Source organism: Roseburia hominis A2-183, from assembly GCF_000225345.1.
Classification (GTDB): Bacteria; Bacillota; Clostridia; order Lachnospirales; family Lachnospiraceae; genus Roseburia; species Roseburia hominis.
In genome coordinates, this window is sequence record NC_015977.1 from 2,353,042 (window position 1) to 2,368,005 (window position 14,964).

Here is a 14,964-nt window from a genome sequence, read left to right on the forward strand (position 1 = left end):
TCTAATTCTTCTTACGAGGATCAGTCGGCTTTACCGCATCCTTTGGTAACAGCCATGTTTTCCCTTTTTTCTCTGCACCAGGCACTCTGCCCTGACTACACAAAAGGGAAATTCTTCTTGATGAAATCCCCCATTTTTTTGACATTTCTACCGTTGTTATGTAATCCATGATTTCCCTCCAAACGATACAATTAGTCTACTATAAGTATATTCTTTTATCGGAACACTTGCAAGCAAAATAATGTTATGATTATTGATTAACTAGTTCTACATTTATCAACACAAAAAAGGGTGAGGGATTTCACTCCATCACCCAATATTCTATCTTCTTTTATCTTTTCTTCTCTACATAGTTTCTATCCATATATCTGTTTTTATCCCTTTCCTCGCCAATCTGATATCTATCTGTCCTATTCTCTTCAGTTGGAATATTCTCATTCTTTTTAACGTGATTAACATTCCATTCCTCAACATCTTTCACATAATCAGCATATTCACCTTTGGCCGCATAATAAGTACTATAAAAATCCCTTACATTATCATAACCATGTCGTTGCACAATAGATGACAAATAGCGTTTCATATTATCAATCTGTTTGTTCAGTTCATATATTTGATTCTGCAACCCTCCACGCTTTCGTGCCTTAAATGCACCATTACATTCTGACAATTCTATCTCCAGCTCGCTGCGTTTATGCTCCTGCGCAAATATTGCTTCATTTTGCTTTTGTAATTCATCATAGATATTCTGAAGACTTAGGTATTTTTTTGCAAGTGGTGACATTGTTGGCATTGTTGGATAAGTCTTAGCCTCAATATTTCTACTTTCTTCTGACACAATATCCAGCATCTTTTCTGCCACACCAACCGCAGCCAGCATAATGCGATTAATAAGAAGTTCAAGCACTGCAATAGCAAGCTTTATAATACTTGCAAGAAGATCCGGTCTGTCTCCATATAAATCTATGGAATACCTTACCTTTTCTGTTATTTCATTCTTCTTTATCCTTGATATGTCCTCTTCTGACACTCCGCTTACAATTGCTCTGTCAACAGTCCTGTTCCATTCCTGTCGTACCTCATTGTCAGCCTTTATTTGTTCTTCCATTGGATTATTTTTGCCTATTTTTTTAGTAGCAAGATATGGACTGTTCTTATCAAAGACTTTAAGTTTATCCTCTTCATGCAGCACAAGCTGATTTATTTCATTTGTAAAAAACACCTTTGCCTCATCAAGAAATGAATCCTTTTTAAATCTATCGACTTTTATAGAAAACTCTTTTTTCTCATAGACCTCGCCTTTTCTGATAATCTTACAGCCATTACGGATGTCACCACTTGCATCCAATATCTCTTTCTTAGTACGCACATGTTTCCCTCTTTCATCATAGAACATGTTTCTTGATGCTACCTTAACAACCGGCTTTTCCAGTTTCGTCCTCTCTGCAAATATCAGATGAATATGAAAGTTTGTCTTTCTTTTGTTATGATGCAGGGCTGCATAGCAGTCCACACCATACTTTTTCTTGAAATCCGTAGCAAAATGTTTGATAAGATAATCATGCTCATAATGATACAAGCCTTCCGGTAATGCTATAATCAGCTCTCTTGCCTCAATATATTTTCCTATCGTTCCACTTTTAGCAAATTCTTCTCTGTTGCATTTTGCAAGATCTTTCCAAAAAGAACGAAGTGGCTGTGTCGCATATATGGCATATAGATTTTCCTGTTTAACTGTACTTGTTATATAATCAATTCTCCCCATGACATTATGGAGTTTCGTCATCTGTATAAATGAATGTCTTGGCATTGCTATCATCTCCTTCTTTTTATCAGCTACATTTAATTCTTCAAATGCAGCCATAGTAATATTTATTCTCAGGCTCGATGCAATCGCGAAATCCCCGGAGTACAAAACGAAGTTTTGTGCGGAGGGTGTATTTCGCTCTCAAACGCCGAGGGCTGTATTTGAACTTCTCTTGCCCCTTGCTTGAAGCATCTCTTGCTCTGATAATTATCTAAAATCTCGTAAAGGTGTCTTTTCACATTAATTGACGGCAATTTGTTACAGCATTTTTCATAGCTGACTTCACTTTATGCCGTCGCTCTTATATAATGCCGTCGCTTTGTGCCATCACTTTTCCTTTGTTCTTTTTCCGACTTTCTTTCGTTCAAGTTCCATGCTGTCGGATTATTACGGCATTTTAAGTTACTGCCGTCGGATTGTTCAGTCGCTTTTTATTTCTGCCATCGTTTTATGCCGGCAGTCGCTACAATATTTGCAGATAAAAATAAGGACCATGTATTTCTACACAGTCCCTGTCTCTATAATCTATATTCTATTGCTAATCATTTATCATCCATCTTAGTGCACTCTGTACTAATGTCTCATCTTCTTCATAATCCTCTGACTCCTCATCAGATATGCTTTTCGTTCCTGTCTCCATAGCAGCATCAGCTTTATTCATTACTGACATAGCACCTCCACCAGTCTGAATTGCAGCCAGCAGACTTCCTACCATTATCATAACTTCCTTATTGGCTTCCTGACGTGCTTCTTCCTTTGCCGCCTGCCTGATTCTTTCCTCAATTGCTTCCATATCTTCTGTTGATACAAACTCCGGCTCTTTCTCTTTCTTTGGCTGCGTTAATTCTTCCTGCCCATAATTCTCGATATAATAAGTTGCTGCATCTATAAAAAACTGATTCTTTGACTTAAATATATCCAAATTTAACTCATTCAGAACCTTATTAATAGTTACATGAGCCGGATTAAGCATATTTAATCTCACTGTAAACTTAACTGTCCTGTCTATCGCCATAATTATTCCTCCTCATAATCTTTCTTTACATATAATCCCAGTAAGGCAGGAAGATTGGAAAGTACTTTCCTTTCTACCTTTCCAACTATCCTGTCCGCAAATGCATCTTCTTTTTCCCTTGTTTCCAGATATGGATCTTCCTGTATACGCATAACTCTCTCATAATAATAATTGATTGCTTCAATCACGAACCTGTTTTGTGACTTAAATCTTTCCCCCACATCTTTGCTGTGAAGGCTCTCCCATGCCATAATATCAGATTCCTTATCCATATTAAATCGTATATTCTGATTTTTATTCATATAATCACCTGTTCCTTCCATTATCTTTAATCTGTTTTTCATGCCACTCTTTTACGAGCCTCTCTATAAGTTCCACCTTTTGCTTTGGAGTAAAATCATCTGGGAAATACTCCTCAAGTGTACTGGCACAAATCTTAATCTGTTCCCGCTGGTTCGGTTTTTCCTCTTCCAATATTGAATAGATTGCATCCATATCCAGCTTTCCGCTCTGACTTATACGTTTCATCCTGTTTGCCTGCGACAATGATGGTGTGCACTGCTCTAAATCCATGACTGCATGAAGCTCATACTGCTCATTCTCCGACAGATAAGACAGTTCTACTGCAATCGTGAATGCAATCTTCCCATCATCAACCATATCAAGTATCTTTGGGATAAGCTTTGTAAGCCTTATATATCGTTTTATCTGTGCCACACTCTCTCCCACCTGTCTTGCAAGTAATTCATTACTATTTATTGTACTTGTATTATTGCCCTTCTCATTTAGCTGACTTCCATCTGTAAACTTTGGTCCAACTTGAGCCAAAGCCCCACTGTCAAGGTGCTTTCCCTGATGTTTCATTGCATCCAGCTTCATCTTATACGCAAATGCTTTCTCGCTAGGTTTGAGATTCTCTCTATGCAGATTAGAATCAACCATTGCCACAACTGCCTGATCATCATCTAATTCTCTTATCACAACCGGAACCTTCGTCTCTCCTGCCCAAATTGCTGCCTCCTTCCTTCTATGTCCTGATATAACTTCATATCCATCACCGTATGGATTAGTCCTTACAAGAAGTGGCACAAGCACTCCTTCTTTTTCAATACTTCTCATAAGCTCGCACAATTCTGTATTCATCTCTACTTTAAATGGATGATTTTTGAAATCATGCAATCTGTTTACATCTACATTCCGGATCGTCTCCATAATATCGCCTTTCTCGAACACATCGAATCAGCCCTTCAAAACGTCTTAATAAAAATCCGTTTTAAAGGTATAAAAAAGACCACTCACTTTCAATTTTTCTTGAAAATGAACGGTCTTTCACGTTTCTTTTATTCTGTTGAATGATAAAAATATTACTTTTCCTTTGATGTGTTTCCGAAGCCGCAGTCCAATACCACAGACACGTTTACTCCATCAGAAATTGCCTTTTTGTATGTTTTACGGTCACTCTGATCAAACCTGAAAAACCTCTCAAAGTGCCTAAAATCAAGGATTTTTACGAATCTATCCGATGTAGTGCAACTATTGTCTCTATATGCACAGTCGCCGGGAACATATCCACGCAGCATACCTTCTTCACCTCATACCCCCTCGCCTGCAGCACCTCAAGGTCTCTCGCCAGGCTGGTCGGTTTGCAGGAGATATACACCATCTGCGGCACACCGTAGCGGATGATTTTCTCCAGGGCTTTCGGATGGATGCCGTCACGCGGCGGATCGAGCACGATATAGTCCGGCTTCTCCTCGATCTCATCAATCACCTTGAGCACATCTCCCGCGATAAACTCGCAGTTTGTAAGACTGTTTAACTTTGCATTCTCCTTCGCAGCTTCGACCGCCTCCGGAATAATCTCCACGCCGATCACCTTTTTTGCAACTGGGGCGAGCATCTGCGCGATCGTACCGGTTCCGGAATAAAGGTCAAACACGACTTTTCCATGCTCCGCGACATCCGCATCCGTTCCGCTCGGCAGGGCATCCCCGATGAACTCCCGCGCCGTCTCATAGAGCACCTCCGCGCCCAGAGAGTTCGTCTGGAAAAAGGAGAACGGTGTAATCTGAAAACGAAGTCCTAACAGTTCTTCATAGAAATGATCCTGCCCCAAAAGCACATCCGTACCCTCGTTTTTGACGGTGTCCGCCACACTGTCGTTGCGGGTGTGAAGCACACCGGTGAGCGTTCCCTGATAGGCGGCAGCACACAACGCATCCTTCCATCCGGCAAGAAGCGCCTCTTCCTCCCCTTCCGCTATCTGTGTCGTCGTTACCAGATCCACCAGGATCTCCCCCGTCTTTACCGCCTTGCGCACCAGAAGATGACGCAGATATCCGGTGTGGCGCAGTTTGTGATAATACGGCAGATTCCGCTCTTCAAAATAGTCTAGCGTCACTGTAAGCACCGTGTGAAAATCATCGTCTACAATCCGGCATTCCGGGACATCCACGATGTCATAAAAGCTGCCACGCTTGTGCATGCCGAGTGCCAGCGGTCCGTCCTTGTACGCATCGCCGAACGAAAACTCCATCTTATTCCGGTACTCCTGCTGTCTCGGGCTCGCCTTGATTCCAAGGAATTCATAGTCTGTATTTTCCGGTACAATGACGTCATCGATCAGTTTTTTTACCTGTGACGCCTTCATGGCAAGCTGCTCCTCGTAAGGCAGCGTCTGATATGTGCAGCCTCCACACTCTCCGGCATGGATACAGGCAGCCTCCGGCTGCTCCTTCGGCGAGTGCTCCAGCACCTCAAGCAGTCTTCCCTCGCATTTTCCCTTGCGCACTTTATTAATCGATGCGGACACTTTCTGTCCCGGGACTGCATTTTTTACGATCACGCGTCCCCCGTCTTCCGTTCTCACAATTCCCTTGTTCGGGAACTCTACGCATTCTACCATCCCCTCAATAATCTGTCCCTTTTTCACGTTCTATCCTCCATTGTCCGTCCAGTTTCTTCTGCACATTGCCAAACATAAAAAATCCTGCATGCAGGATTCACTCGCCTGACTCAGCCACTTACGATATCGTTTCCTGCTACAGAATAAAGTGTGCGCCTGCCGCACACTTGCGCCTGTCTTGGCAGACTGCCTGATGCGGTATGCAAAGCATTATTTACCTCACCACGAGGTGCGCATCCCCACAGAGCGTTTCCTGTTACATAAAAATAGGGCTGCATCTCTCTGCAGCCCCATGCCCTTTGTCTTAATCTTCGGTTGTTTCCTCTTTGTCCTCAGACTTTGCCGGCGCTTCCTCATCATCGTCCTCGAAGAAATCATCATCAAAATCATCCTCGAAATCGTCCTCGAAATCCTCAAGATAATCCGGCGTAAAGAAACGGTAGATGCCGTATATCGCTGCAGCTACAGCCGCTACAATACCGATAATTGCAAAAATCCATACTACCTTGGAGGTCTTCTTCTCCTCCACTTCTTCCTTCTTATTCAGAAGTTCGTTTAACTTTGTCATGTTGATCAGATCTTCCATCTTATTCATCAGATTCCCCTCCTTGATTTATCTTCATTTATTGCATGTCTTCTTATTACGCACATTATAGCATATCTTTCCCTGTTCGCCTATAAAAAATTTATAAATTAAGACATTTTATACTTTTTTTAATTTTGCAAACGCTGCAAACATTTTCTTGGTTCCCGCCGCGTCAAAATCGACCGTCACCTCAAAATCTCTGCCGCCGGGCACGATGGCTTTTACCGTTCCCTCTCCGAACTTCATGTGGGACACACGGTCGCCCACACCGTAGCTTAGGCTTCCGCCTTCCGTATGTACCGATGAAAACGCTCTCGCCTGCATGCTCTGACCGGACAGCTGATCCCGCATCGTCGGCCGCTTCTTCCGTACCGGCTCCGCCGTGCGCCGCTCCCTGTTTTCCAGATATGCCGGCTTTTTGATCTCGCCGTTTAAAAGCTCCGGCGGAATCTCCTTCACAAAGCGTGAGACCTTGTTGTACTGTGTCTCGCCGCGCACCATACGCTGTCTCGCCGACGTGATGACAAGCTCCTTCATCGCTCGTGTAATGCCGACATAGGCCAGCCTGCGTTCTTCCTCCAGCTCACTGCTGGCATTGTCTGACGTGATCGACATATAGCTCGGGAACAAACCGTCCTCCATTCCCGCCAGAAAGACCTTCGGGAACTCCAGACCTTTGGCGCTGTGCAGTGTCATGAGAACCACATAATCGTTCTCCTCGCCGACGCTGTCAATATCCGCCACGAGTGCAACCTCCTCTAAGAAACCGCTTAATGTCGGCTGTTCTTCGCCCTCCTCGTAGGCGACCACCTTACTTAACAACTCATCGATATTCTCGATCCGCGCCTCCGCCTCGTCGGTGCCTTCCGCTTCAAGCTCCTTCACGTAGCCCGTCTCCTCGATCACCTCTCTGAGCAGATCCGCCACACCGATATACGGCAGCTTGCTGCGCATCGTCTGAATAAACGTCACAAACGGCTTGATTTTCGCTGCACTCTTGCCAAGGGACGGTATCTCCTCCGCACGCTTTAAGGACTCGTAAAAACTGATGTCGTACGCCTCCGCATAATCGGATACACGATTTAGCGTCGTCGCACCAATTCCGCGCTTCGGTACATTGATGATTCTTCGCACCGCCAGATCGTCCCTCGCATTGTCGATCGTCTTTAAGTACGCCAGCAGATCCTTGACCTCCTTGCGCGCATAGAAATTCACACCGCCGACAATCTTGTACGGGATATTGGACACGATAAAACGCTCCTCAAACAGACGGGACTGCGCATTCGTGCGGTAAAGCACCGCATAGTCGCCGTAACCGTACTTTCCTTCCCGGACACCGGACGCAATATCCCTTGCGACATAATCCGCCTCCTCGTAGGCAGTGTCAAACTGCTCAAAGTCGATCTTCTCTCCTTCGCCGTTTGCCGTCCAGAGCGTCTTCGCTTTCCTTCCGACATTGTTCGCAATCACACTGTTCGCCGCGTTTAGGATGTTCTGCGTCGAACGGTAATTCTGTTCCAGCTTGATGGTGACCGCATCCGGAAAATGCTTTTCAAAGTTTAAAATATTGTAGATATTCGCTCCGCGGAACTTGTAGATCGACTGATCGTCATCACCGACCACGCACAGATTTTTGTATTTGCCCGCGAGAAGACGGATCAGTTCAAACTGCGCCGTGTTCGTATCCTGATACTCGTCCACCATGATATAGCGGAAACGCTCCTGATAGTAGGCAAGCACCTCCGGATCCGTCTGCAGCAGCTCCACCGTCTTTACAATGAGGTCGTCAAAATCCAGTGCATTGTTCTTCTGCAGCGCCGCCTGATACTCCTGATAGACCTGCGCCTGCTTTTTCTTCGCAAAATCACTCGATGCCGCCGCCTGCAGGGCAAACTGCGTCGGACTTACAAGCTCGTCCTTTGCAGAGGAGATCGCCGCCAGAAGGCTGCGCTCCTTGTAGATCTTGGTATCGATATTCAGGCGCTTGCAGATCTCCTTCATGACGCTCTTGGAATCATCCGAATCATAGATCGTAAAATTCGTGTCGTATCCGATGCGGTCAATGTGTCTCCTTAAGATGCGCACGCAGGTAGAGTGAAACGTCGACACCCAGATGCTCTCCGAGCCGTATCCGACCAGCGCATCGATTCGCTCCCTCATCTCGCCAGCCGCCTTGTTGGTGAACGTGATCGCCATAATATTGTATGGATTGACGCCCTTTTCCTCGATCAGATATGCCGTCCGGTGTGTCAGCACTCTCGTCTTGCCGGAACCCGCTCCCGCGAGAATCAGCACCGGTCCTTCGGTGGTTATAACGCCGAGCTTCTGCTGCTCGTTTAATGTATCATAAATACTCATGCCTGTTTTTCCTTTTCCGTTTATAGTGATATGAGAAAGTATAACACATTTCTCTCTGTTTTTCGATACCATACAGAACATATTTTCTATTTTTCATGCTGGGACACTGTCATATACATTTCCCAACATTTGTCTCTTGTCATCTGGTTTTGAAAACTATATAATGTGATAAGAGGTGACACATATGGACAACGATACAAAAAAATTTCTGAGTGATCTGTTAGCAGAATTACAGAGAATTGATTATGTCAGACCGGAAGATATTCCGAACATTGATTTATATATGGATCAGATTACCACATTTATGGATTCCCAGTTAGAGACATCCAAACGGCATGCGGATGACAAGATTCTGACCAAGACGATGATCAACAACTACGCCAAGAACAATCTTCTCCCTCCGCCGGAGAAGAAAAAGTACACCAAAGAGCACGTACTGACGCTGATTTTCATCTACTATTTTAAAAATATCCTAAGCATCAGTGACATCCAGAGCATCTTAAATCCGATCACGGACAAATATTTCGGAAAAGACGGCAGCTACAGCTTGGAAGACATCTACCGTGAAGTCTTCGGACTCGAGCATCAGGAGACACAAAATCTCATGAAAGACCTCGCCAGGAAGTTCAACACCTCGTGTCAGACATTCCCGGATGCTGCCCCTGAGGACGCCGAGCTTCTGCGGAACTTCAGTCTGATCTGCATGTTAAGCTACGATGTCTATGTCAAAAAGACCATCATCGAGCGCCTCATTGACACGACCACCTCGGACAAGTCCAAGGCAGAAAAAAATAAAAAGTAATCGAAAAAGCCACAGGCACGGGCAAAAGTTCCCGTTCTCCTGTGGCTCTTTTTATCTGTCTCTACTACTTGTCCGTATTCTGCATGCGGCTAAATACCATGTCATAACCGTCATTTCCATAATTCAGGGATCGGTTGACACGACTGATCGTAGCAGTCGATGCTCCGGTCTTCTCCGCAATATCCAGATAAGTCTTCTGGTCACGCAGCATCTTGGCAACCTCGAACCGCTGTGATAAAGAAAGCAGCTCATTTACCGTACATACATCCTCAAAAAATGTGTAGCACTCTTCTCTATTCTGTAAGCTCAAGATGGCGTCAAAAAGATGATCCACTGCATCTGTCCTAAGTTTCTTACTCATGTTCTTCTCCTTCTTCCCAAAATGGATTCTTTTGTTATTTTAGCATATTAAAGTTTTAAAGTAAATACCCAAGTTTCTGTCCATGCACGCACTTTTTCCACTGCTTGCATTCATGAAATCCGATTGTTATAATAATAGAAGTATCTGGAAATTGCAAGAACTTTATTTCATACCAACGATAACTGGAGATTATAATAATGAAGAAATTAAAACAATTCCTGTTTATTTTTGTCCCGCTGCTTCTTGTGATTGCGATTCAGTTTCTCGCAACCTACTTTGCCATGGGACTTTCCCTGCTGATCGAGAGCGGCTGGTACTCTGTCACCGGCAGCGCGGGGTTCCTCGATATTGTAGATGACGCCTTTTCCCTGTGGAGTTCCCAGCGCTTCAACACCGGCGTACTGTTAATCTACAATGCCATGTCGATCGCCGTGTTCGGTCTGTGGTACTACTGCCGGTACGGCGGCAATTACCGCCCCGCTCTGCGCCAGACGTTTCATCCCGCTGCAATCGCAGGCATCGTCATGCTGATGCCGGGCACACAGTATCTGACGACCTATATCATGAGCTTTGTCGCGGCGCTCTTTCCGCACTGGATGGATGCATATGAATCCCTGCTCGAGACGGCAGGTCTCGATGATCAGATCTCCATTCTGATGGTCGTCTGCTCCGTCATCTTCGCCCCGTTCTGCGAGGAGCTGGTCTTCCGCGGCGTCACCATGCATCAGGCAAAAAAATGTCTGCCTTTCTGGGCAGCCAATCTGCTGCAGGCGCTGCTTTTTGGCATCTTCCACATGAACATGATCCAGGGCATCTACGCATTCTGTCTGGGGCTTGTTTTAGGCTATGTCTGCAACCGCGGCGGCAGCATCTATTACTCGATCCTTTTACACATGCTGTTTAACTTCTGGGGAACCGTGCTCTCCGGGCTCATCCCGTTCGGCGACACGACGTTTTCTCTGATCTTCTGGTTCCTGTTCGGCATCGCCATGACAGTCGGCGGTCTGATCGTCTTTACCTCCGGCATCCGAAAGCTGCAGGCGGCCGGCCGCTCATCGGCTATGCCTCTTTCAGATATTCCTTCAGGAACCGAATAAACGTCTCCATCTCTTCTCTCGTTCCGATGCTGATGCGCAGGTAGTTGTTGATGCGTTCCTTGGTAAAATGACGCACATAGATATGCTCCCTGCGCAGCGCCTCGAACAGTTCTGTTGCCGGCACGCGCTCGTGCGAAGCAAAGATAAAATTGCTCATCGAATCCCCGAACGTAAAACCTAACGCCCGCAGCTCTTTTTTCGTCCACTCTCTCGTCTCGATGATCTTTTTTCTGGTCTCCTCAAAATAAGCACGGTCACGGATCGCCTCCACACCAAGTGCAAGCGCTGTCCGGTTCATCGTATAAGAATTAAACGAATACTTCACGTCATTGATATAACGGATCAGCTTCGCATTTCCCATCGCATATCCGATGCGCATTCCCGCCATGGAACGCGATTTGGAAAATGTCTGCACGATCAGAAGATTGTCATATTTTTCAATCAGCGGCAGCGCCGACACCCCTCCAAAATCAATATACGCCTCGTCCACCACAACGATCACGTCGCGGTTGTGCGCGATGATGTCCTCGATCTTATCAAGCGGCATCAGAATGCCGGTCGGTGCATTCGGGTTCGGGAATATCACTCCGCCGTTTTCCCCGTAATAATCCTCCACCCGGATCTCAAACGCATCATCAAGCGCTTTCGTCTCATACGGAATGCGCAGCATATCTGCCCACACATCATAAAAAGAATACGTAATATCCGGGAAGAAAACCGGCTTTCCGGAATTAAAGAATGTCAGAAAAATCATCGCCAGCACATCATCCGAACCGACCCCGACGAATACCTGATCGCTGCCCAGTCCATAATATGACGCAATCGCATCCACAAGCACCTTACAGGTCGGTTCCGGATACAGGCGCAGCGTATCCGGGTTAAATCCGGCAAGGGCCCTCTGCACCCCCGGCGCGGGCGGATACGGATTCTCGTTGGTGTTCAGCTTGATCATCCGCTCCGCCTGCGGCTGCTCCCCCGGCACATACGGCACCACTTTTCTCACATATGACTCCCAGTTCTCCATCCTTTTTCCTCCTACTTGTCCAGTCCGTACACTGCCGCCAGCTTCGCAAATGCAGGCAGGGAATGTTCCACGGTCTCATGGGACACACAATATGCGAGACGCACAAACCCCGGACAGCCGAAAGCACTTCCCTTTACCATTAAAAGATTAAATTTCTTTCCCTCGTTTACAAATTCTTCTTCGTTTTCCACCGGCGACTTCACCCACAGATAAAATGCTCCCTCCGGCTTAATGCAGGTAAATCCGAGCTTTGTCAGTCCTTCGTAGAGTCTGCTTCGGTTCTCATCGTAAAATGCAACATCCGTCTTCTCCGCAAGGCAGCGCGCCACGGCTTTCTGAATCAGGGACGGTGCATTGACAAATCCGAGCGTCCGGTTTGAGATCTCAATGCCGCGGATCAGCTCTTCGGCGTCCGCCGCTTCATCCGGCACCACGACATAACCGATACGCTCTCCCGGAAGGGAAAGGGATTTGGAAAAAGAATATCCCACCAGGGTATTGCGGTAATATTTTGTCAGAAAATCCTCCTTATTCCCGTCATACACGAGTTCCCGGTACGGCTCGTCCGAGATCAGGTAAATATCGGTTCCAAATTCAGCCTGCTTTTTCTCTAAAATCGCTCCGATCTGCTCCATCGTCTGCGGCTTGTAGATCACGCCGGTCGGGTTGTTCGGCGTATTCACGATAAGCGCCTTCGTCCGCGCGGTAATCTTTGACTCCAGATCGGCAAGATCCGGCTGAAACGTCTCCAGATTCGGCTGTACAATCACAATCTTTGCATCAAAATTCGCCGCGTACTGGCGATACTCTCCGAAGAACGGCGCAAACACGATAACCTCATCATCCGGGTCAAGAATCGTCTTGAAAATAATGTTGAGCCCGCCTGCGGCGCCGACTGTCATCACCAGATTGTGCGCCGTAAACTTTGTTCCGAAACGTTCGTTCAAATTCTCTGCGATCGCCTGGCGTACTTCCTCATAGCCCGCATTTGCCATATAACCATGAATGCCCAGAGAACCTGCCGCTCCCTTTGCATCCGCCTCATCCAGAAGGTCACGGATCGCATCGTTTAACGCCTTCGGCGCCGGGGTTGCCGGATTGCCGAGTGAGAAGTCAAACACATTCTCCTCCCCGTACTTTGCAGCCATCTCCCTGCCCTCATTGAACATGGCGCGGATTGCCGAATTGCCCTCCAGCGCTTTTTGTATTCTCTTTGATACCATAATACCTATCCTCTTTTCTGCGGTCTGACCCGCATCGTTTTCTCATTCCTTTACTTTACCAAATTACCACGTGAAAGTAAACGGTCATTTGCAAAAATTTGCTCCATGCACAAGTATAACACATTTATCGGGAATTGAAAAAAAGAACGGACAACTTCCGGGGAAAAAATCCCCGTCCCGTAATCCGTTCTTTTCCTCTCTCTATTTCTATGCGTTCACCGTATCCACAAAGCACATGAAGGCTGCTCTGCCCTCTTCCGTGCACTTGTAGACTCCTGCGTCGGTGAGAACCTCCTTAAATACCAGACCGATCTCTGTCTGAACGATCTCATGTAACCTCTCCGGTGTGATCTCGCCCTCCAGACCGCTGCCGGCGGTAAAGCCGTACTTTGGAAGAAATTCCTCCACCCAGTCTGCATGCTTCGCCAGCTTCTCGTCCGCACGGATGTCAACGCCGTCCAAGATCGCCTGCTCCAGATCCGCCATCTCATCCTTTAAGCGTGCCGGAAGAACTGCCAGACCCATAACCTCGATCAGACCGATGTTCTCCTTCTTGATATGATGAAGCTTTGCATGCGGATGATATACACCGAGCGGATGCTCCTCTGTCGTAATGTTGTTGCGCAGTACCAGATCCAGCTCATACGCATCGCCGCGCCGTCTTGCGATCGGTGTGATCGTATTGTGCGGCTCGCCGTCTGTCTCGGCGTAGACGAATGCCGCCTCGTCCGTGTAGCCTCTCCATGCGAGGAGAATCTTGTCTGCCAGATCGATCAGACGATCCTTGTCCGTAGCGCTGATACGGATGACAGACATCGGCCATTTTACAATGCCTGCCTTTACATCCTCATATCCTTTGAATGTGATCTCGCGCTCCACCGGTGCCTTTGCCATGGCGAACTCATAATGACCGCCCTGGAAATGATCGTGGCTTAAGATGGATCCTCCGACGATCGGCAGATCGGCATTGGAACCGACAAAATAGTGCGGGAACTGCTGCACGAAATCAAGCAGCTTTCCGAAGGTAGCGCGCTCGATCTTCATCGGTGTGTGGTTTGCGTTGAACACAATGCAGTGCTCGTTGTAGTAAACGTACGGAGAATACTGGAAAAACCAGTCGCTCTGGTTGATGGTCACCGGAATGATGCGGTGGTTCTGTCTCGCCGGATGGTTGATACGTCCTGCGTATCCCTCGTTTTCCTTGCACAGAAGGCATTTCGGATAGCCGCTCTGCTTTGCCAGCTTCGCCGCCGCAATCGCCTTCGGATCCTTCTCCGGCTTCGACAGGTTGATCGTGATATCCAGCGTTCCAAACTCTGTGTCCGCCGTCCATTTCAGATCCTTCTTCACGCGGTATCTGCGGATATAGTCCGTGTCTCTGGACAGCTTGTAAAAATAATCCGTCGCCGCCTGCGGAGACTCCTTCTCATAAAGATCATAGAAACGGCGTACCACCTCGCTCGGTCTTGGAACCAGCATGCTCATGATCTTTGTGTCAAACAGATCGCGGTATGTAATCGTATTGTCCGGAATCAGCATCTGCTCCGCCGCGTAATCGAGCATCTCTGCAAGGATCTGTGGCAGTGCCTCCTCGGCGCTCTCCTGCGTCATCGGCGTGCGCTTCTCATAAGCCGCCGTGACTTCATCCTCCAGTTCGTCAATGTGAAACAGCTCCAGCAGACGGTTGATCGTAAACCGCTTATCCTGCGGCTCTATGAGTCCCGTCACCAGTCCGTATTCTGTCAGTTCCAATATTCTTTCCTGTATCATGATCCAACCTCGTTTC

General features: G+C 46.8%; 14 protein-coding genes. 2 read left to right on the top strand and 12 right to left on the bottom strand.

Features of this window, described 5'->3' with window-relative positions; translation table 11 throughout:
- Window position 1: 1 nt before the first annotated feature.
- From RHOM_RS10570 to pcrA, 8 genes are all read right to left on the bottom strand, one after another.
- Window positions 2-169 carry a MerR family transcriptional regulator gene (locus RHOM_RS10570; RefSeq protein WP_014080301.1) on the bottom strand — a complete coding sequence of 56 codons (168 nt, stop codon included), beginning with the start codon at window positions 167-169 and terminating at the stop codon, window positions 2-4.
- A gap of 162 nt (window positions 170-331) precedes the next feature.
- Window positions 332-1,864 carry a MobA/MobL family protein gene (locus tag RHOM_RS10575; RefSeq protein ID WP_014080302.1) on the bottom strand — a complete coding sequence of 511 codons (1,533 nt, stop codon included), beginning with the start codon at window positions 1,862-1,864 and terminating at the stop codon, window positions 332-334.
- 481 nt (window positions 1,865-2,345) lie between these two features.
- Window positions 2,346-2,822 (bottom strand): hypothetical protein, encoded by a 477-nt coding sequence (locus RHOM_RS10580; RefSeq protein ID WP_014080303.1) that lies wholly within the window; start codon window positions 2,820-2,822, stop codon window positions 2,346-2,348.
- Between the two features lie 2 nt (window positions 2,823-2,824).
- On the bottom strand, window positions 2,825-3,166 hold the full coding sequence (locus RHOM_RS10585; protein WP_015521688.1) for a hypothetical protein: 342 nt from the start codon (window positions 3,164-3,166) through the stop codon (window positions 2,825-2,827).
- Window positions 3,129-4,034, bottom strand: a complete 906-nt coding sequence (locus RHOM_RS10590; RefSeq protein ID WP_014080305.1) for a ParB/RepB/Spo0J family partition protein — start codon at window positions 4,032-4,034, stop codon at window positions 3,129-3,131. The genes RHOM_RS10585 and RHOM_RS10590 overlap by 38 nt, the downstream gene beginning before the upstream one ends.
- A gap of 295 nt (window positions 4,035-4,329) precedes the next feature.
- Window positions 4,330-5,754 (bottom strand): 23S rRNA (uracil(1939)-C(5))-methyltransferase RlmD, encoded by a 1,425-nt coding sequence (gene rlmD, locus RHOM_RS10595; RefSeq protein WP_014080306.1) that lies wholly within the window; start codon window positions 5,752-5,754, stop codon window positions 4,330-4,332.
- A 277-nt stretch (window positions 5,755-6,031) separates the two neighbouring features.
- A complete protein-coding gene (locus RHOM_RS10600) occupies window positions 6,032-6,322 on the bottom strand; it encodes a hypothetical protein (protein ID WP_014080307.1) in 291 nt (96 codons plus the stop codon).
- A gap of 108 nt (window positions 6,323-6,430) precedes the next feature.
- Window positions 6,431-8,671 (bottom strand): DNA helicase PcrA, encoded by a 2,241-nt coding sequence (gene pcrA / locus RHOM_RS10605; protein ID WP_014080308.1) that lies wholly within the window; start codon window positions 8,669-8,671, stop codon window positions 6,431-6,433.
- Between the two features lie 184 nt (window positions 8,672-8,855).
- Between pcrA and RHOM_RS10610 the strand changes: the two genes are divergently transcribed.
- Window positions 8,856-9,473, top strand: coding sequence for a DUF1836 domain-containing protein (locus tag RHOM_RS10610; RefSeq protein ID WP_014080309.1), 618 nt, complete (start codon window positions 8,856-8,858; stop codon window positions 9,471-9,473).
- Window positions 9,474-9,537: 64 nt separating this feature from the next.
- Here RHOM_RS10610 and RHOM_RS10615 read toward each other — a convergent pair whose 3' ends face one another.
- Window positions 9,538-9,834, bottom strand: a complete 297-nt coding sequence (locus RHOM_RS10615; protein WP_014080310.1) for a YerC/YecD family TrpR-related protein — start codon at window positions 9,832-9,834, stop codon at window positions 9,538-9,540.
- A 197-nt stretch (window positions 9,835-10,031) separates the two neighbouring features.
- Between RHOM_RS10615 and RHOM_RS10620 the strand changes: the two genes are divergently transcribed.
- Window positions 10,032-10,931 carry a CPBP family intramembrane glutamic endopeptidase gene (locus RHOM_RS10620; RefSeq protein WP_014080311.1) on the top strand — a complete coding sequence of 300 codons (900 nt, stop codon included), beginning with the start codon at window positions 10,032-10,034 and terminating at the stop codon, window positions 10,929-10,931.
- On the opposite strand, the gene hisC is transcribed toward RHOM_RS10620, so the two are convergent.
- The 3 genes from hisC to galT form a co-directional block, all read right to left on the bottom strand.
- The gene (hisC, locus tag RHOM_RS10625) at window positions 10,894-11,955 is read right to left on the bottom strand and encodes a histidinol-phosphate transaminase (protein WP_014080312.1); all 1,062 of its coding nucleotides are present in this window, start codon (window positions 11,953-11,955) and stop codon (window positions 10,894-10,896) included. The two genes, RHOM_RS10620 and hisC, sit on opposite strands and share 38 nt — an antisense overlap.
- A gap of 11 nt (window positions 11,956-11,966) precedes the next feature.
- Entirely contained in the window at window positions 11,967-13,178 is a 1,212-nt protein-coding gene (locus tag RHOM_RS10630) for a pyridoxal phosphate-dependent aminotransferase (RefSeq protein ID WP_014080313.1), read from the bottom strand.
- Between the two features lie 207 nt (window positions 13,179-13,385).
- Window positions 13,386-14,948 (bottom strand): UDP-glucose--hexose-1-phosphate uridylyltransferase, encoded by a 1,563-nt coding sequence (gene galT, locus RHOM_RS10635; protein WP_014080314.1) that lies wholly within the window; start codon window positions 14,946-14,948, stop codon window positions 13,386-13,388.
- Window positions 14,949-14,964 lie beyond the last annotated feature (16 nt).